The following is a 16,483-nucleotide window of genomic DNA, read 5'->3' on the forward strand; positions in this document are numbered from 1 at the left end:
GCCTCTCGGCGGAGCTCTCCGACACCACGGGCCGGTTGTTGGACAAGTACCTGCAGACCGCCTGCCCGCCACCGCGTCAAGAAGACCAGGACAGCGACGGTCTCCTGCCCCCGCAAGAACACCGGCACGCTGAAGCCCTCCACCAGCTCCTGGCCGGCTACGGTTCCTCCCCACAAGCCGCAACAAGACACGGGCACACCGCCACCCTCGATCTCACGGTCGATATCGAGACGTTGCAGGGCAAGGACACCGGCCGCCTCCCGCTGCTGGAGGGCGACCCGATCTCGGTTCCCAGGGCGCGCCTCCTGGCTTGCGAGGGCGTGGTGATCCCCTCGGTGTTCAACTACGCCACAGGCGAAGCGATCGAACTCGGTCGGGCACTGCGCCTCCCGAACACGGCCCTGCGGCGGAAGCTGGAGCTTGAGCAGCCAGGAGGTTGCGCCTGGTCCGGGTGTGGGCGCCCGGTCGCCTGGACCGAAGCCCACCACATCCAGCACTGGGCCGACGGCGGCCCCACAATCGCGGAGAACCTGATCCTGCTGTGCCGGTTCCACCACGGCCGCATCCACACCACCGGCTGGACCGTGGAGAAGACCGGCCCCGGACAAGCCATCATCACCCACCACGACCACGCTGGCATCCAGAGCGACCCCACCGACACCACGGCTGGGTGCGGCTGCTCCGACTGGCGCACCGACCAGGACATGGACACTGAGCACACCGGCACCGACTGGGACGTGTTCCCCACCGGGCTCTACCGGACCGAATGGTCCGAGACCATGAAACCCGACCTCGATGCCCTGGCCGAGGCCATCGACCGGGACCGCGCCCTCAAAGCCATGAAGGCAGCGAGAGCGAAATGCCGAGCGAAGTTCACGACACCCAACCAGGCAACACCGGCACCACCACAACAGGTCACGCCGCCGATCGTCAAGGCCCCCAAGCCTTCCGAACCCAGCAAACCTCTGAAGGTGATGGCTGGCCCGGACCGGGAGGTCGACTACGGGGAACCACCGTTCTTACTGTGCCCTCAGCGGGCGACTGCTGAGGGGAAGCGCCGCAACACCAGCAGCGCAGCCCGACACCCATATGGGTTCGGGCCCCTCAGCATGCACAGGCAACAAACCCACCCAGGCAAGGACCCGGAACAGGCACCGCCTATAGCCGAAGAGCGAGCCCAGCCCTCCACTCAGCCCTTTGTCGCTGCCCGCCTGAACCAGAACCCAATCGATCCCACAGGCCGAAGAACTCGCCAGGGTTGACACCACCTCGTTGTCGCTGACTGCCTTGACCGCAAGCCCCGAGACATCGAAGCCGAAGACCAGGCCCAGGACGCAACCACCCCGTTGTCGCTGACTGCCTGAACCACAACCCAGTCCGCCCCGAATGCTGAAGACCAGACCCAGGAAACAGCCACCCGTTGTCGCTGCCATCTTGAACCCAGGCCCAGTCAAAGCCGAAGGCCGAAGTGGAGGTCCGGGGCTAGTGCTCCGGTAGAAGGTAGGGCAGTTCGCTACTCGGGCTGATTCTCAGACACGCGAACGATCTGGACCGTAGCGACGGTCTCGCAATCGTCGGCGAACTCGAACTCCGCGTTGAGTTGCTGACCTTCCAGCACTTGCGGGAGCCAGTATTGATTGTCGTCCCACACGTCTTGGACCGGTAGGTCATCGGTCGGATACCAGCGTGGGGCGATCTCCTCGGACTCGTGTGCGTCGCCGGTGAACTGGTCTGCGACGAATACGGCTACCTGCATGTCCCAGGCAGGTCTTGCCGGGAACCGGAATGTCAAGTTCGCGGCTTCGCGGAGGTCGCCGACGGCCACGACCAGACTTGACTCTTCGGCGGTCTCACGCGCTGCGGCCTGGACTGCGGTCTCGTTCGGTTCCACATGTCCGCCGAGTCCGACTATCTTGCCGGCGCCGAAGCCGGTCTTCTTGCGCCCAAGCAGGACTTCTCGTCTTCCGTCAGGAGTGGGGCGGGTCAGGAAGACCAGGCACATGGGTGTCAACGTCACACGGCATTCTTTCAAGAACCCGATTTCGGCGTTCAACCTGGCAGTGTTCGACGCAAACGGCCGCCGCATGAGATGCGGCGGCCGATTGGTTTGCAGGGGTCAGGTGGTGTGGAACTTGATCTGGGCTGCCAGGTCGGCGCAGCGTTGCACTGCTGCTTCCCGGGTCGGGGCCGTGGCGACCGTGTAGCCGTTGTCGCAGGCGAGGAGGGAGTGCATGGGGGCGATGGTGTCGCCCTCGTGCTTGCCGATGACCGCGGCCGCTTCGGCGTCGGCGAGGTCCTTCAGGAACGGGATCGTGTGCGGGTGGAAGGTGGCGGGCGGGAGGTGGCGGACCGGTACGTCGAGGTCGGCGGTGACGGCGGTGACCATTCCCGGGGCGGCGGCGAGGAAGCGGATCGCGGCGCCGCGCAGGGGCTCCGGTGCTTCGGACGGCAGCTGCTCGATGCCGAGCGGGACCGTCATGAAAAGGCGGGCCGGGTCCCAGCCGGTGGCGCGGCGGACCAGTTCCGGGATGCCGTTGCCCGACAGGCGGTTGTGGGTCTCCAAGAGGCGCGGGCCGGCCGCGGTGAGGACGAATTCGCTGTGCGAAGGGCCGTCCTTGAGTCCGACCGCGTCGAGGACGTCGGCGGTGAGCTGGTGCAGCGCGGGCAGGTGCGGCAGGGCCACATCGGCGGAGACGCTGCACTCCCATTCCACGAAGTGGTCGTTGACCTGGTATTCGCAGATGCCGAGGACGACATGGCGACCTTGACTAGAGAAGGCCTCCACGCTCACCACCGGGCCTTCTAGGAACTCCTCCGCCAGTACTCCTCCGTAGCCGAAGGCCGTGATCGCGTCGAATGCCCGCTCGGCTTCCTCCGCGTTTCGCACCACGTTGATGTGCAGGCTTCCCGCTCCCTTGCCCGGCTTGAGGACGCAGCGTCCGCCCGCGTCTTGCAGGAATGCCGCCGCGTCGGCGGGGTCGGTCACGATGCGGTGCCGCACCGGGCTGAGGCCGTGCCGGTCCAGGGCTTGGCGGGTCAGGGCCTTGTCCTGGATCGTGCGCGAGACCTCGACGGGCGTGCCGGGGAGGCCGAGCTTGGCGTTGACTTCGCCGACGGGGACTGCGGAGAGCTCGGTGGTGGTCAGGATGCGGTCGAACGGCCGCTCCTCGTGCAGCGGCGCGAGCATGCGCAGCAGCACGTCGGTGTCGGTGATGTCGCCGGTGACGATCTGCGAGCAGTGCGCCTCGGACTCGGCGGGGTCGTACTGGCCTTCGGCGTGGGCGAGGACCACGTCGATGCCGAGTTCCTTGGCGCCGTGGATCGGTGCGGGTCGGCCGCCGACGACGGCTATGCGGTGCTGGCTCATTGGTCTCCTTCGGTTCCCAGGGTGCGGCTGGGGTGGACTTCCCGCTCGACGCGCGGGAGCACGCGTGGCAGGTAGATCTCCTGGATGGCCTTCTCGGTGCCGTGGGCCTCCCAGGACTCGCGGGAGGCCCAGCGCTCCACCAGGGTGAACCTGGTTTCGTCCTCAAGGGACTGGTAGGCGTTCCAGTGGACGCAGCCGTCCTCGGCGAGGCACAGCGGCCGCATGTCGGCGAAGGCCTCGGCCACCGCCGGGGCCTCGGCGGGGTCGGTCACCCTGACGTGCACGAGAAGGTCGAACATCAGGACTCCTTCACTGCTGCGGCGGCCAGTTCGGGGAGCCAGTCCGCAGCGGGTCGGAAGGCGAAGCCGAGTTCGGCGGCCTTGTCGACGCTCATGCCGAAGTCCGCCGGGCATGAATAGGGGGAGAGGTCGTCGCCGGAAGGGGACTCCTGCTCGACCACTGTCGCCTTGCGGCCCACGGCCTCTTCGAAGGCGGCGAGTACGTCGTACACGTTCACCGGTTCCGGCGCCGCGGCGTTGACCGGGCCCTCGACCTCGTTCGTCGCCAGCCACGCCAGGAACGCCGCGGCCTCGGTCGCGGGCACCAGCGAGGTCTTGCCGGGGTTGGCGTGCGCCAGGATCTCGCGGCCCTCCCGGAGGTGGTCCACGTGGAACTGGACGCGGCCGGTGAAGTCCTCGTTCGCGTCGAGCACGTGCGCGATGCGGGCGATCGCGACCGGAACCGCCGCCTGTGAAGTCATCGCGGCCTCGGCCTGGCGCTTGCCCTCGCCGTAGTTGGGCCAGAGGAATCCCTCGTCGTCCCAAGGCAGATCGAGGTCGTACCGGTAGTCCGCCGGGTCCAGCTCGCTCTCGCGGGCGAAGGCGCTCATGGGCGGCGCGGGGATCTCCCAGCGGAAGGTGTCGGCGTTGTAGACCTCCATGCTGGAGGTGAGCACGAACTTTCCGGCCCGGTCGCCGAAGGCCTCGCAGGCGGCGACGGCGGTCCTGGGGGAGTAGCACATCTGGTGCACCACGGCGTCGAAGCGGGACGAGGCGACGGCGGTGGTGAGCGATGCGGTGTCGGTCGCGTCGGCGACGAGCCGCTCCACCTTGTCGCCGAATGGGTCCGGCGTGATGCCGCGGTTGACGAGCGTGACGCGGTGGCCGTCGCCGAGCAGGCGGTGGACCAGGCGCTTTCCGAAGAACCGGGTGCCGCCGATGACGCAGATGTCTGCCATGATCTGTCTCCCTTGCTAGGTCGCCGCTGCCGCAGCGGGTTCGGCTTCAGTCTCCTCCACCGGTTCGGCGGGCGCCTCCTTGCTGAAGAGGCAGATGAGCGCGCAGACCGCGGCGACGGCGGCGATGAGGAACCAGTGCGCGCTCGGGGCGTCGGCGGCCACGGCGAGGTCGTACATGAGGCCGGCGAGGAGCGCCCCGGCCATGTTCCCGGCGCTGCGGAAGAAGTGCATGGCGCCCATGGCCTTCGCGAGCCGGTCTTCGGGGACCTTGCGCGCCACCCACATGTCGAACGACGGCGCGAAGAGGATCTCGCCGAGCACGACGACGAAGCAGCCGGCGAGGACCCACGCGAACGTCTGCCCGATGCCGAACGCCAGGAACGCGGCGACCATGCCCGCGAGGCCGACGGCCATGACGGTCCCGGGGCGAAGGTGCTTGATCAGGAACTTGAACAGCGGGTACTGGAGGACCAGGAGCGTGAGCCCGGTGACCCAGAACGGCGCGGACGGCACGAGATCGGGCGCGAACTGCTGCATGTGGAGCGGGATGCCCACGATGAAGCACATCTCCAGGAACCAGAACACGGCCGACAGCACGAAGTAGGCGGTCGCGCCGCGCACCTCGATGCCCTTGAACACCCTGAGGCTGAACAGGGGTGCGCGTCCCTCGGTCGCGGGCTCCGGTGCGGCATCCCCAGTGGACGGCTCGTAGCCGTGCTTCGGGATGAACGCCGAGGCCGAGAGGCAGAAGCCGATGAAGATGACGAAGACGATGGTGAACACCAGGCGCAGGTCGAACCCGGCGATGAGACCGCCCAGGAGCGCGCCGCCGAACAGGCCGACCTGGGCCGACATCTGGAACGTCGAGAACGCTTTGGCGCGTTCGTCTTCGGGGTAGGAGATGAGCACGTTCTTGAGCCCCGGGAAGGCGGTGCCGGAGCCGAAGCCGATGAAGAACGCCAGGACGCAGTAGAGGACCACGCCGCTGGAGAACCCCATGCCGAGCAGCGCGAGCGCTTCGAGCGCGGTGCCCGCGAAGACCGCGCCCCGGATGCCGGTGCGGGCCGCGAACCCCTCGTACGAGAACGTCGCGAGCAGGCGGCCCACATAGGTCATGCACATGACCAGGCCCGCCAGGAACCCCGACTCGGTCTCGCCGAGCGCGGCGATCAGGATCGGGAACCAGATGAAGTTGCCGATGTGGGCGAGGAAGATGCCGGCGTTGACCCCGATGAGGGTCCGTCTGCGTTGGGCTGTCACAGGATGACCTTGCCTTTCGTGTCGGTGGCGCGGAGCGCGCTGATCTCTGCGGCGATGGCGTCGCGGTCGATCGGCACGCCCTGGACGACCGTGGTCTCGGGCAGGGCCGAGAGCGGACTGGCGGGGTCGTGGAGGTTGAACGTGGCGGGCTGCCCGACGCTGATCGGGTGCTCGGGGGAGGGGCGCCCGGCGAGCTCGTCGAAGTAGCGGCGCCCGCCGACGGTGGCCTGCTCGCGCAGCCGGAACGCCAGGTCGGGCGTCGGGTCCTCGCCGCGCAGCAGTTCGAGCTCGGAGAGGAACGAGTAGCCGTGGTACGCACCGAGATTGCCCGAGTCGGTGCCGACAAGGAGCCGGCCGCGGTCGAGCGCCGCGAGCGCGTTGCGGCGCATGTCCTGGAGTGCGGCCGTGCGGGTCTCCTGCACGCCGTACTCGATGCCGAAGGGCTGCTCGATCTTCTGGACGAACGCGAGGTTGTGCGGGTCCTGGGTTTGGACGAAGCCTTCGCGGCTGTATTCGGCGGCGAAGTCGTCTCCGCTCATGATCATCGGCCGCAGGCCGGCGAGGGTGGAGACGAAGCGGGCGCCGTCGAACTCCTTCCAGTCGGTCTCGGTCAGCTCGGTGTCGCGCACCGAATGGGCGAAGAGCCGGAAGCCGCACTCGTAGGCGAAGCGGGTCTCTTCCAACGTGTTGCAGTCGATGACGGCGGGGATGCCGCGCTCCTCGGCCATGCGGGCGGTGAAGCGCAGGATCCGCTCGGAGAGGCGCGAGAAGCGCACCGGGCTGCCCGGCTGCTCGGTGCCGTCGGTGAACATGGCCTTGAGGAACGTCGCGCCGCGTTCGGCGTTGGCGCGCAAGGCGATCTCGAGGTCGGATTCGACCGCGAGCATGTAGACGGGCGCGGGGAACTCGACGCCGTGGCCGTTGCGCCCGGCCCCGTCGGTCATCGCCGTCACCGCGTACCCGCAGTGGACCACTTCCGGGTAGGGCCAAGGGGAGTCGGCGCGGCCCGCCTCCCATTCGTCGGCGATGACCGGGAAGCCGAACATGTCGACCACCTGGGTGACGCCGTGGTAGAGATACTGCAGGGCGGTGATGCGCGGCGAGTCGAGCGAGTCGTCCCAGTTGCACGGCAGCGCGAAGTGCGCGTGCGCCTCGGTGTAACCGGGCCACAGCTCGGTCTCGCCGCCGCCGCGCGGCCGTGGCACGGCGTCGACGTGGGTGAAGACGCCGTCGTCCACGACGACATCGAACAGCGTCGCGCGGTCGAGCGACGGTATCGCGATGCCCTTGTAGATGTGGGTGGTCATCGGGCGACGTCCAGCCGCATCCGCAGGTCGACGTGGTCCAGGGCCGCCTCGCAGCGCTTGTTGACCTCGGCGCGGTCGGCGCCGGTGAAGATGACGTGGCCGATCCAGTCGAAATTGGACTTCGACAGGCGGGACACCGTGGTGCCGGGCTTCTTGTACGCCAAGGCGGAATGGAAGCCGGGCTGCCCGTCGAGGTCGAACTCGATGGACTCCACGACGCCGTCGATGGGCGCGCCGAACCAGTGCCCGCCGGCGGTGGTCTCGCCGGGGAACGGCAGCTCGGGCTGCTCGCCCAGGGCCTGGCGGATGACCTCCAGGTAGGCGTCGACGCCGCTGGTGATCTGCATGAGCGAGGGCACGATCCCGCCGATCAAGCGGCCGTTGACCTCGCACAGCACCGGCCCTTCGGGGCCGAGCAGGAACTCGGTGTGGATGAACCCGAAGTCGACGCCGAGTTCCTTGAGCACCTTCGTGGTGGTCGCGAACAGCTCGTCCTGCAGCGGGTGGCCGGTGAAGTAGGTGGCGCCCATCTCGATGAAGTGCGGGAAGCCGCTGAGGGGCCGGTCGGTGAGGCCGAGGTTGACGATCTCGCCGTTCGCGAGCACGCACGATTCGACGGAGATGAGCTCGCCGGGCACGAACTGTTCGATCACGATCTCGGGGACGCGGATGACGCCGCGCCCGTAGTCGGCGACCCCTTCGAGCTCGGTGAGGTAGTCGCGCAGGTCGTCCTCGTCCTTGAGATGCAGGACATGGAGGCTGGCGGTGCCGTCGGAGGGCTTGGCGACGCAGGGGAAGCCGATCTCGCGGACCGCAGACTCCACTTCGGACGGGTCGGAGACGGCCCGGAACCGGGGCTGCCGGATCCCCTCGACGCCGTCCAGGGCGAGGCGGGTGCGGTGCTTGTGACGGGCGTTGCGGGCCCCGTCGACGCTCATGCCGGGCAGGCCGAGTGCGCTGGCGACCGCGGCGGTGTGGACGGTGTGGTACTCGCTGTAGGTCGTGACGCCGTGAACGTGGTTCTCGGCGTCGATCTCGCGGGCGAGCGCGACCAGCTCGTCGATGTCGAACGCGGCCTCGCTCTTGACCACGGTGCAGTTCGGGTGCGCGTAAGTGCCCGCCGTCAGCGGCGAGATCGCCAGGTAGAAGTCGGGGTCGACCGAGATCAGGGTGACGTCGTGGCCGAGTTCGAGGGCGTTGGCGATGCCCGCCATGCCGTTGGGGTTGCATTCGATCATGAGGACGTGCACGGTGCGGTCTCCTGGTGGTGTCGGTGCTGGGCCGCCGCGTCGAGGACGGCGGTTCTGGTGAGTCCGAGCTGCGCCATGGTCTCGGCGTGGTCGCCGCCCTCGGTGGGCCAGCGGTCGTCGGCGCACGCGCTGTTGACGCGGCATTCGGGCAGCAGCAGGGCGAGCGCTTCGGCGACGGAGCCCGCGCGGCGGTGCTCCTCGACGACGGTGAGGCGGTCGTGCCGGGACGCGAGGTCCTTCGCGGCGGCCGCCAAGTGCTCGTTGTCCACATAGCACAGATGCGCGTGGGCGAGGCCCGGGTCCTGCTCAGTGGCCTCCAGGCACAGCCTGGTGGCCTCCTCCCCCACCGACACCAGGCACGCGGCACCCGATGCTCCTTCGTTGGCCCAGTAGACCAGTGGCGTTCCCGCGTCGGCGGGGGAGAAGCTCTCATAGGCCGCGCTGCGGCCGGTGCGGATGTAATGCGGGCGGCCCGAGGCCGCCGCCGAGGCGACCACGGCGCGCATCTCGGCCTCGCCGTAGGGCGCGGCGACGACCACGCCGGGGACGGCGCGGGCGACCGCGAGGTCCTCGAGGCAGTGGTGGGTGGTGCCGAACCAGGCCCCGGAGACCCCGGCGTACGGGGCGACGACCGTGACGTTCGCGCCGAGGTAGCCGAGCGCGAGCTTGAAGCTCTCGGCGGCGCGCAGGGTCGCGAAGGGCGCGAAGGTGCTCACGAACGGCTTGAAGCCGCCCGAGGCGAGCCCGGCCGCCATGTCGATCATGGCCGCTTCGGCGATGCCCACGTTGAAGAAGCGGTCGGGGTGCGCTTCGGCGAACGGGTGCTTCTTGCCGCCGAGGTCGGCTTCGATGCAGACGATCGCGGGGTCGGTCTCGGCGAGTTCGGTGAGGGCGGCGCGGTAGGCGTCGCGGCCGGACAACGTCATCGGATGCCCCGCTTCCATTTCTCGGCCCGGTCGGCGTCGATGCTGACGTAGTGGGAGCCGGCCTTGCCTTCGACGGCGCGGACGCCCTTGCCCTTCACGGTGTTCGCAATGACCGCGAGCGGCCGGTCGCCCGCGCGGGACCCGGCGAGGACGGCGGTCAGCGCGGCGTGGTCGTGGCCGTCCACTTCGGCCGTGCCGAACCCGAAGGCGCGGAAGCGGTCCGCGAGGTCCGGCAGCGGCGAGATGTCATCGACCAGCCCGTCGTTCTGCCCGCCGTTGCGGTCCACGACGAGCACGAAGTTGCCCAGGCGCCGCGCGGCGGCGACCTGCAGGCTCTCCCAGACGAGCCCTTCTTGGAGCTCGCCGTCGCCGCTGACGGCGATGCCGAGACCGGGCAGGCCCTTGAGACGCTGCGACCAGGCCCAACCGGCGGCGTAGGGGAGACCGTGCCCGAGACTGCCCGTCGGATACGCCACGCCGGGGACCTTCGGGCCGGGGTGCCCGGTGTACGGGTGCCCGGCCTTCCCGTACAGCGGGGCGGGGTTCTCGGTCAGTCGACCCGTGACATATAGGGCCGCATAGAGACCGGCGGCGGCGTGGCCCTTGCTGAGCACGACGCGGGTCCCGTCGTCGCCCTCGGCCCGGTCGAACGCGGCCAGGAGGATGTCGATCACCGACAGGCTCCCGCCGAGGTGGCAGCCGCGTTCACTGGCGGCCATGTCCACGATGAGGCGGCGCGCGGCCACCGCCCGGGACGCTGGACTGCGCTCGGCCGCGAGATCTTGGAGGAGGGCCAGGCTGCTCATCGCGCCTCCCTGGCGAGCCAGTCGGCCACCGCGGCGGCGAGTACCGCGCGGGCGCGGCGGACCTCGTCGGCCCCGATGCGCTCGGCGTCGGTGTGGTCGAGCGCCGAGTCGCCGGGACCGTAGGCGACCATCGGGACGCCCTCCCAGGTCGTGGCGAGCGTGTTCATGTCGGAGGTGCCTTTCTTGACCACGTGCCGGGCCCGAATCTCATTGGCCGCGAAGGCCTTCGCGAACGACTTCGCCAGCGGTGAAGTGCGCCCGCCCTGAAAGCCGGGGGTGGCGCGCAGGATCGCCGCGTCCACCCCCGGCAGGTCCGGGAGCGCCTTGATGAGCGCCTCCGGTGCCGCTCCGGGGGGAGTCCGGAAATTCAGGATGGCCGTCGCCGTGTCGCGGCCCGGCTCGCGGCCGGTCCAGGTGTCGATGACCGCGCTGAGCGATTCGGGCGCTTCGGCGAGTACCGCTTCGCGGTACAGCGCCAGGGCCGCGATGAGCGCGTCCGGTGCGGACACCGCGTCCCGGGCCGCCGAATGGCCGCTGTCCACAGTGGCGGTGATGCGGAGTTTGAACAGCCCGTGGTACCCGAGCGTGAGCGTCCCCGAGCCGCTGGGCTCGCCGATGACGACCGCGTCCGCCGGATAGTGGTCGCGGACCCAGAAGGCGCCCTTGGAGGAGGAGATCTCCTCTTCGACGGCGCCGACCACGCGGATCTGCGCGCCGGCGGGCACGTCGGCCGCCGCCAGCACTTCGAGGAAGTTGACCAGGCAGCCCTTGGCGTCGACCGTGCCGCGCCCGAACAGCGTGCCGTCCTCCTGCCAGGAAGTGGGCCAGTGGAACGGCACGGTGTCGAGATGGCCGAGCATGAGCAGGCGCCGCGGACCGCCGCCCTTCGTGGCGACGAGATTCCCGGCCGGATCGATCTCGGCATCCAGTCCCTCTGCGGCGCACCAGCCCTGGAGGTATTCGGCGAGCTCGCGTTCGTCGCCGGAGACGGACGGGATCGCGGCGGCGCGGGTGAGCAGCGCCAGGTCCGGTGCGGGCTCGCGGCTGGGCCAGAAGCGGGTCCAGCCGGTCGGGTCGGTGAGGGTGTCGGGGCCGCAGATCGCCACGTCGGCGCTGGCGTCCAAGGCGATCTCGGCGGCGCGGACCTTCTGCTTCATGCGACCGCCCGCGAACGCCGCGCCCTCGCCGGGGTAGAGGTCGGTGAGGGTGGAGGCCGGGTCGTGCGGGTCGGCCAGGAGCCCGGCGGTGCCGGTGACGAGGCGGAGGTGGTCGGCCCGCAAGGAGTTCGCGAGCACGGCCGCGAGGACGTCGGCATCCACATTGAGCGGATCGCCTTCAGCGTCGGCCACGGGCGGGGAGAGGCACACGACGTCGAAGGCGTCGAGGAGCGCCTCCAGCCGTACGGTGTCCACTTCGGTCGGCATGCCCGCGCGGTGGTCGCGCACCAGACGGGTCCCGCCGGTCGTGGACCGGACCTTGAGCGGGCGGTTCGCCTTGCCGCGCACCAGGTGCGTCGCGGTGGCGGTGTTCACCGTGAGCCCCTGTGCTTTGAGACCCGCCTCGACCGCGGGCAGCGTCACGCGGCGGTAGGCCTCGACCAGGTGCGGCATCTCCTCGGGCGGGCAGTAGCGCACGGCGTCGCCGCTGCTCAACCCCAGCTCGGGCATGGAGCGGCCGATGGTCCGGTAGTGGCGTTCGATGCCGGCCGCGCCGCCCGCGACCATGAGCACCCGCGCGCCGCGGCGCACGAGGGTGGCGATCTCGGCGTAGATCCCGCCGTCGCCGATGTCCGATCGATCCAGTGTGGAGCTGCCGACTTTGACGCAGTAGAGCGGCTTCGTCACGGTCCCACCGCCGTCGTGGGCAGGCCGGTCGACTCGTCGAGGCCCATCATGAGGTTCATCGTCTGGACCGCCTGTCCGGCGGCGCCCTTGACGAGGTTGTCGAGCGCGGCCACGCTCACGACCTCGGTGCCCTGGACGCTGACCGCCACCTCGGCGAGGTTGGAGCCGACGACGGCCTTGAGCATCGGGAAGTCTTGCGGGCGTTTGGGAGCCGTGCGGAACTTGACGAACGGCTTGCCCGCGTATGCGGAGGCGTACGCGCGCTTCACTTCGAGCGCCGTGACCCCTTCCCGCAGTTGGGAATAGCAGGAGACCATGATGCCGCGCGGCATGTCGAGGCTGTGGGTCGAGAACTGGAGCTCCGGTTCGAAGCCGGTGAACTCGGCGAGGGCCTGGCGGATCTCCGGCGCGTGCCGGTGGCCGTGCGGCTTGTGGACGCGGAAGTTCCCGGCCCGCTCGGCCGGGTGCTCGCCGCTGCCCTTGCCCGAGCCCGAGGACCCGGTCTTGGCGTCCACGACCACCCGGGATTCGACGAGGTTGTCGCAGAACAGCGGGTAGAGCGCGTAGATCGAGGCCACGGCCATGCACCCGGGCAGGTTCACGAACCGCTCGGCGCCCAGGTCGGCCGACAGCTCCGGCACGAAGTACGCGAACTTCTCGTCGACCGCTTCGGCATCGGGGTAGTGGCGGCGGGTCTCGGCCCGGTCGTGGAGCCTGAAGTCCCCGGCCAGGTTGAGGACCCGATCGGCGTGTTTCGCGATGTGCGGGAGTGCCTTCGGGAGCGCCCCGGTGGGCAGGCACGAGAACGCCACGTCGACTTCGGGCATCTCCTCGAGCGGCCTGAGCCGGTGCCGCCCGACCACGGGATGGTTGCGCAGCCACGGATGGACGGCCCCCACAGTGGACCCGGCGTGGCGTTCGGCGGACAGGAACGCCAGGCGCACATGGGGGTGGTCGGCCAGGAGGCGGACGGTCTCGCCGCCGGTGTAGCCGCTCGCGCCGATGACGGCCACGTTCAGGCGTCGCTCGTCACCCAAGGCGGGCCGCCCGGTGCTGCGGCCGCGGGACGTCGCCCGAGGCCAGTTTGCGGATCGCGTCGGGGCGGGCGGCGACCTTCGCGAAGGCCTCCCCGTAGCGCAGCACCCGCTCGTACTCCACAGGGGATCGCAGTTCGCGGCACAGCACGAGGGTGCTCTCCAACATCGCGACCGTGTTCGGGAAGTCCTCGGGCCGGTGGTCGCGCACCGCTCTCGGGTTGAGCGAGAACGGATAGCCGTTGCCGAACCCGTCGCGGTGCCGGAACGGCAGGTGGCAGGGGATCGGCGTGTTCTGCCACTCCCGCGCCGGGACGCCCTCGGCCACGAGCAGTTCGTGCACGGCCTGCTTGACCGCGTGGACCGGCAGGTCGTCCAGGCCGATCCGCTCGGGGTGCAGGCCGATGCGGTACATGTTGTAAGCGTGGACGTGCCCCTCGGGCACGTGCGGCGGCTCGAACAGGCCGGTCCCGCGCAGCGACTCGGCGAGGATCGCGGCGTTGCGCGCCCGCACCTTGTCGTAGTAGGGCAGGCGTTCGAGCTGGCTCGCGCCGAAGGCCGCCGCGATGGGCGCCATCCGGTAGTCGATGCCGTGCCGCGCCAGGTAGTCGACGGCGCGGGTGTGGGCTTCCTCGGTGGCGAAGAAGGCGATGCCGCCCTCGCCGCCGAGCGGGAAGTTCTTGTCGGCCATGAGGCTCTGCCCCGCGGCGTCCCCAATGGAGCCCGCGATCCGGTCGCCGATGCGCGCCGAGTGGGCGTGCGAGGCGTCCTCGACCAGGGCCAGGCCTTGCGCGGTGCACAGGCGCCGCAGTGCGGGCATGTCGGCCGGGAGCCCGTGCACGTGGACGGGCATGACCGCCTTGGTCCGGTCGGTCACGGCCGCCGCCGCGGCGGCGGGGTCCATGCAGTAGGTGACCGGGTCGATGTCGACGAACACCGGGATCGCATGGGCCGCAACGACGGCCTGAGCGGTGGCGATGAAGGTGAACGCGGGGACGATGACCTCGTCGCCGGGCTCGACTCCGGCGCCGACCAGGGCCATGTGCAGGCTCGCCGTGCCCGACGCCGTGGGCAGCGCGAAGGCCGCGCCCACGTAGTCGCGATAGGACTCGGCGAAGCCGCCGACGATCTTGGCGGGGTCCTGCCGCTGGGCGAGCAGCATGTGCAGGACGTCTTCCTTGGTGATGACCGGGAAGGCGGTGCGGCGCACGTCCTTGCCGATCATGGCCGAGCCGCCGAGGGCGGCCAGCTCGGCCTCGCGGTCGGCCGCCGCAGGCGGATCGAGCGGGGCCGTCGGGTGGTCAGTGATCATCATGCGGCTCCAAGAATCTCGGTCCCGGACATCGGTGCGATCATCAGGAGGCTCCTGAAGGCGCGGCCTGTGCGGCCTGGCTCTTGACGGCTTGGTTGAGGGCGACCCTGATGCAGGCCGCCACCAGGGGACTGAGTCGGTAGTTGCACTGGACGCCCGGTACCAGGTCCGGATTGGACTCCTCTTGGGTCCACATCGTCCGCAGGTCGAAGGCGCCGAAGATCTTGAGGCGCTCGGCCCGGGCCCAGCTCGTCTCGTCGTCGGTGAGGACGGCGGCCGCAGGCCCGAAGCCCATGTCGCACAGGTCGACCACGAGGGCCGGCGCCGTGACGCCCGCGGCGAGGGCGCGCAGGTCTCCGGCGTTCTCGGCGGTGAGGCGGATCCGCTCGAACGGGACCGGCCCGTCGTCAACGGCGGTGATCCCGAGCCAGGCGAGGAAGGCGACGGTGGACTCGTCGAGCCCATCCGCGCCGATGCGGTCGCCGTGGCCGAGGCCCTGGCCGGCCACGGCGGCGTGGATCGCGGCGCTCGACGAGTTGACCAGGGACACGCGGCTGCGGCCGCATTGCTTGGCGAGCAGGCGTTCGAGTCCGGGCAGCTCCCGGTCGCCCTTCTCGATGCTCATCACGGTGCCCGAGGTCATGACCCGGGTGAGCACCACGGCGGTGTCATACAGCTCCATGCGGACTCCTCCTTCAAGGGGTGCTCGGCAGGGGGGCGGCGAGGGTCGCCAGGACGTGGTCGGCCACGGCGGCGGCGATGTCGACGCCGTGGACCGATGAGGACTTCGCGAACTCGGGGTTGGCGTTGACCTCAAGGACTTTGAGCGCCCCGACGGCACGGTCCTCGACCAGGTCGATGCCGTAGAAGCCCTCGCCGATGATGTCGGTCACCCGGCGGCACAGGTCGGCCATCTCGGCGGTGACGTCGATCCGCTCGACGTCGGCGCCGAGCGTGGTGTTGGTGCGGAAGTGGTCGGAGACCCGGCGGATGGCCGCCACGGGCTCGGCCCCGACGACCACGACGCGCAGGTCATGGCCGGGCTTGTCGACATACTCCTGCACCAGGACCGGGAAGAGCTTCCCGGCGGCGTCGGCGGATTCGCGGCCACCGATCCACGCGTCGACGCACTCGGCGTTGACCATCTTGGTGACGCCGCGGCCCCAGGAGCCGCTGACCGGCTTGACCACCGAGGGCCAGCCGAACGCCTCGACGGCCTCGCGCACCTGCTCGAAGCTGAACGCGAGGTGGGACTCGGGGTGGGGGACGCCGTGGCGGGAGAACATGAGCGCCTGGATGCCCTTGTCGCCGCAGGCCTCGATGGCCGAGGTGCGGTTGAGCACCCCGATGCCGAGGTGCTCGAGGAGCCGCGCCGTCGAGACGGCCTGCTGGTGGGAGAGGTTGCGGATGAGCCCGACCCGGGCGGACGCTCCACCGCGGACGATCGCGCCCAGGTCGGGAGGGAGCACCGTGGCGACATCGAGGCCGCGCTCCCGCAGTGCCGCCCCGAGGAGCTTCTCCTCGGGGCGCAGCATGGTCACCGACAGCAGGACGTCGGCCTGCAGCTGGTTCACTCGCCCCAGTCCTCTTCGACCTCGGGGGCCAGTTCGATCCGGGTGCGTTCGGGGGTCGTCTCGGCGACCTCGTGCTCCTGGCCGCAGGAGGCGCATTCGATGATCTCGCCCTTCTCCCAAGCGGCGTCGATCGTGAAGGGCGCGTCGCAGACGAGGCAGTCGGCGGAGGCGGTCTGGGTGCTCATGTGGCGGCCACCGGTTCCTTCCGGAGTGGGGTCATGGGATGGTTCCGCCACAACATTGGCCGTCCCGGGGCGCCGCTGTCAGTGGTCACTTGTGCGCGTGAGGGAGCGGGCCATTTCCGCCACGTGCGGTAGGTCGCAGTGGTGCAACCGATCGGGTTCCCGGGACGTCCCGCAAGATCATTTCGGAGGGACGGACGAGTGTGGTCGACACCGTTCCCCAGCGTCAATGTAAGCGCTCCCAGCAGGGGCGGGACCATGTTATATTTCGAGCGGGGGACCGGAACGCGACGATCTGGACACGGATTGCTAATGACCCGCCTGATTCCCCTGTGCCGCAATACCTGCCGTCGTCGAACCCGCCCGGGACCCGAGCGAGTTCAC

The 16,483-nt window shown here is 69.9% G+C and carries 16 protein-coding genes; 1 reads left to right on the forward strand and 15 read right to left on the reverse strand.

All coding sequences use genetic code 11. The annotated features are described in order from the left end of the window. On the forward strand, positions 1 to 1,262 hold a 1,262-nt coding region (locus tag ACFO8M_RS09255; protein ID WP_387973722.1), incomplete at its 5' end, for an HNH endonuclease signature motif containing protein. A gap of 251 nt (positions 1,263 to 1,513) precedes the next feature. Here ACFO8M_RS09255 and ACFO8M_RS09260 read toward each other — a convergent pair. The 15 genes from ACFO8M_RS09260 to ACFO8M_RS09330 all read right to left on the reverse strand — a co-directional run bounded on the left by ACFO8M_RS09260 (position 1,514) and on the right by ACFO8M_RS09330 (position 16,102). After that, a complete protein-coding gene (locus ACFO8M_RS09260; protein ID WP_387973725.1) occupies positions 1,514 to 2,053 on the reverse strand; it encodes an 8-oxo-dGTP diphosphatase in 540 nt (179 codons plus the stop codon). A gap of 63 nt (positions 2,054 to 2,116) precedes the next feature. After that, entirely contained in the window at positions 2,117 to 3,367 is a 1,251-nt protein-coding gene (locus ACFO8M_RS09265) for an ATP-grasp domain-containing protein (protein WP_387973728.1), read from the reverse strand. Continuing rightward, on the reverse strand, positions 3,364 to 3,666 hold the full coding sequence (locus ACFO8M_RS09270) for a putative quinol monooxygenase (protein ID WP_387973731.1): 303 nt from the start codon (positions 3,664 to 3,666) through the stop codon (positions 3,364 to 3,366). The genes ACFO8M_RS09265 and ACFO8M_RS09270 overlap by 4 nt, the downstream gene beginning before the upstream one ends. Beyond that, positions 3,666 to 4,604 carry an NAD-dependent epimerase/dehydratase family protein gene (locus ACFO8M_RS09275; RefSeq protein ID WP_387973734.1) on the reverse strand — a complete coding sequence of 313 codons (939 nt, stop codon included), beginning with the start codon at positions 4,602 to 4,604 and terminating at the stop codon, positions 3,666 to 3,668. Before ACFO8M_RS09275 ends, ACFO8M_RS09270 begins: the two co-directional genes overlap by 1 nt. Before the next feature lie 15 nt (positions 4,605 to 4,619). Then, positions 4,620 to 5,864: an MFS transporter gene (locus ACFO8M_RS09280; RefSeq protein ID WP_387973737.1), complete on the reverse strand. Its 1,245-nt coding sequence runs from the start codon at positions 5,862 to 5,864 to the stop codon at positions 4,620 to 4,622. Beyond that, positions 5,861 to 7,171, reverse strand: a complete 1,311-nt coding sequence (locus ACFO8M_RS09285) for a hydrolase (RefSeq protein WP_387973740.1) — start codon at positions 7,169 to 7,171, stop codon at positions 5,861 to 5,863. The genes ACFO8M_RS09280 and ACFO8M_RS09285 overlap by 4 nt, the downstream gene beginning before the upstream one ends. Then, entirely contained in the window at positions 7,168 to 8,421 is a 1,254-nt protein-coding gene (locus ACFO8M_RS09290; protein WP_387973742.1) for an ATP-grasp domain-containing protein, read from the reverse strand. Before ACFO8M_RS09290 ends, ACFO8M_RS09285 begins: the two co-directional genes overlap by 4 nt. Next, complete coding sequence (locus ACFO8M_RS09295; RefSeq protein WP_387973745.1) at positions 8,406 to 9,347, reverse strand: transketolase family protein; 942 nt, start codon at positions 9,345 to 9,347, stop codon at positions 8,406 to 8,408. The genes ACFO8M_RS09290 and ACFO8M_RS09295 overlap by 16 nt, the downstream gene beginning before the upstream one ends. Further along, a complete protein-coding gene (locus tag ACFO8M_RS09300) occupies positions 9,344 to 10,153 on the reverse strand; it encodes a 1-deoxy-D-xylulose-5-phosphate synthase N-terminal domain-containing protein (protein WP_387973748.1) in 810 nt (269 codons plus the stop codon). The genes ACFO8M_RS09295 and ACFO8M_RS09300 overlap by 4 nt, the downstream gene beginning before the upstream one ends. After that, positions 10,150 to 11,997: a M20/M25/M40 family metallo-hydrolase gene (locus tag ACFO8M_RS09305; RefSeq protein WP_387973751.1), complete on the reverse strand. Its 1,848-nt coding sequence runs from the start codon at positions 11,995 to 11,997 to the stop codon at positions 10,150 to 10,152. The genes ACFO8M_RS09300 and ACFO8M_RS09305 overlap by 4 nt, the downstream gene beginning before the upstream one ends. Further along, positions 11,994 to 13,034, reverse strand: coding sequence for an N-acetyl-gamma-glutamyl-phosphate reductase (gene argC, locus ACFO8M_RS09310; RefSeq protein WP_387973754.1), 1,041 nt, complete (start codon positions 13,032 to 13,034; stop codon positions 11,994 to 11,996). Before argC ends, ACFO8M_RS09305 begins: the two co-directional genes overlap by 4 nt. After that, positions 13,027 to 14,343 (reverse strand): DegT/DnrJ/EryC1/StrS aminotransferase family protein, encoded by a 1,317-nt coding sequence (locus tag ACFO8M_RS09315; RefSeq protein ID WP_387973895.1) that lies wholly within the window; start codon positions 14,341 to 14,343, stop codon positions 13,027 to 13,029. The genes argC and ACFO8M_RS09315 overlap by 8 nt, the downstream gene beginning before the upstream one ends. A gap of 43 nt (positions 14,344 to 14,386) precedes the next feature. After that, on the reverse strand, positions 14,387 to 15,025 hold the full coding sequence (locus ACFO8M_RS09320; RefSeq protein ID WP_387973757.1) for a degT/DnrJ/EryC1/StrS aminotransferase: 639 nt from the start codon (positions 15,023 to 15,025) through the stop codon (positions 14,387 to 14,389). A 13-nt stretch (positions 15,026 to 15,038) separates the two neighbouring features. Next, a complete protein-coding gene (locus tag ACFO8M_RS09325; RefSeq protein WP_387973760.1) occupies positions 15,039 to 15,917 on the reverse strand; it encodes a RimK family alpha-L-glutamate ligase in 879 nt (292 codons plus the stop codon). Further along, complete coding sequence (locus tag ACFO8M_RS09330) at positions 15,914 to 16,102, reverse strand: lysine biosynthesis protein LysW (RefSeq protein WP_387973763.1); 189 nt, start codon at positions 16,100 to 16,102, stop codon at positions 15,914 to 15,916. Before ACFO8M_RS09330 ends, ACFO8M_RS09325 begins: the two co-directional genes overlap by 4 nt. Positions 16,103 to 16,483: the final 381 nt, after the last annotated feature.

The sequence above is a fragment of the Glycomyces rhizosphaerae genome (assembly GCF_042647865.1).
GTDB lineage: Bacteria > Actinomycetota > Actinomycetes > Mycobacteriales > Micromonosporaceae > Glycomyces > Glycomyces rhizosphaerae.

Coding starts and splice junctions, on each gene's coding strand:
- ACFO8M_RS09270 (WP_387973731.1), bottom strand. CDS start 3,666: ATGTTCGACCTTCTCGTGCACGTCAGGGTGACCGACCCCGCCGAGGCC.
- ACFO8M_RS09300 (WP_387973748.1), bottom strand. CDS start 10,153: ATGAGCAGCCTGGCCCTCCTCCAAGATCTCGCGGCCGAGCGCAGTCCA.
- ACFO8M_RS09320 (WP_387973757.1), bottom strand. CDS start 15,025: ATGGAGCTGTATGACACCGCCGTGGTGCTCACCCGGGTCATGACCTCG.
- ACFO8M_RS09315 (WP_387973895.1), bottom strand. CDS start 14,343: ATGATCACTGACCACCCGACGGCCCCGCTCGATCCGCCTGCGGCGGCC.
- ACFO8M_RS09330 (WP_387973763.1), bottom strand. CDS start 16,102: ATGAGCACCCAGACCGCCTCCGCCGACTGCCTCGTCTGCGACGCGCCC.
- ACFO8M_RS09275 (WP_387973734.1), bottom strand. CDS start 4,604: ATGGCAGACATCTGCGTCATCGGCGGCACCCGGTTCTTCGGAAAGCGC.
- ACFO8M_RS09295 (WP_387973745.1), bottom strand. CDS start 9,347: ATGACGTTGTCCGGCCGCGACGCCTACCGCGCCGCCCTCACCGAACTC.
- ACFO8M_RS09285 (WP_387973740.1), bottom strand. CDS start 7,171: ATGACCACCCACATCTACAAGGGCATCGCGATACCGTCGCTCGACCGC.
- ACFO8M_RS09265 (WP_387973728.1), bottom strand. CDS start 3,367: ATGAGCCAGCACCGCATAGCCGTCGTCGGCGGCCGACCCGCACCGATC.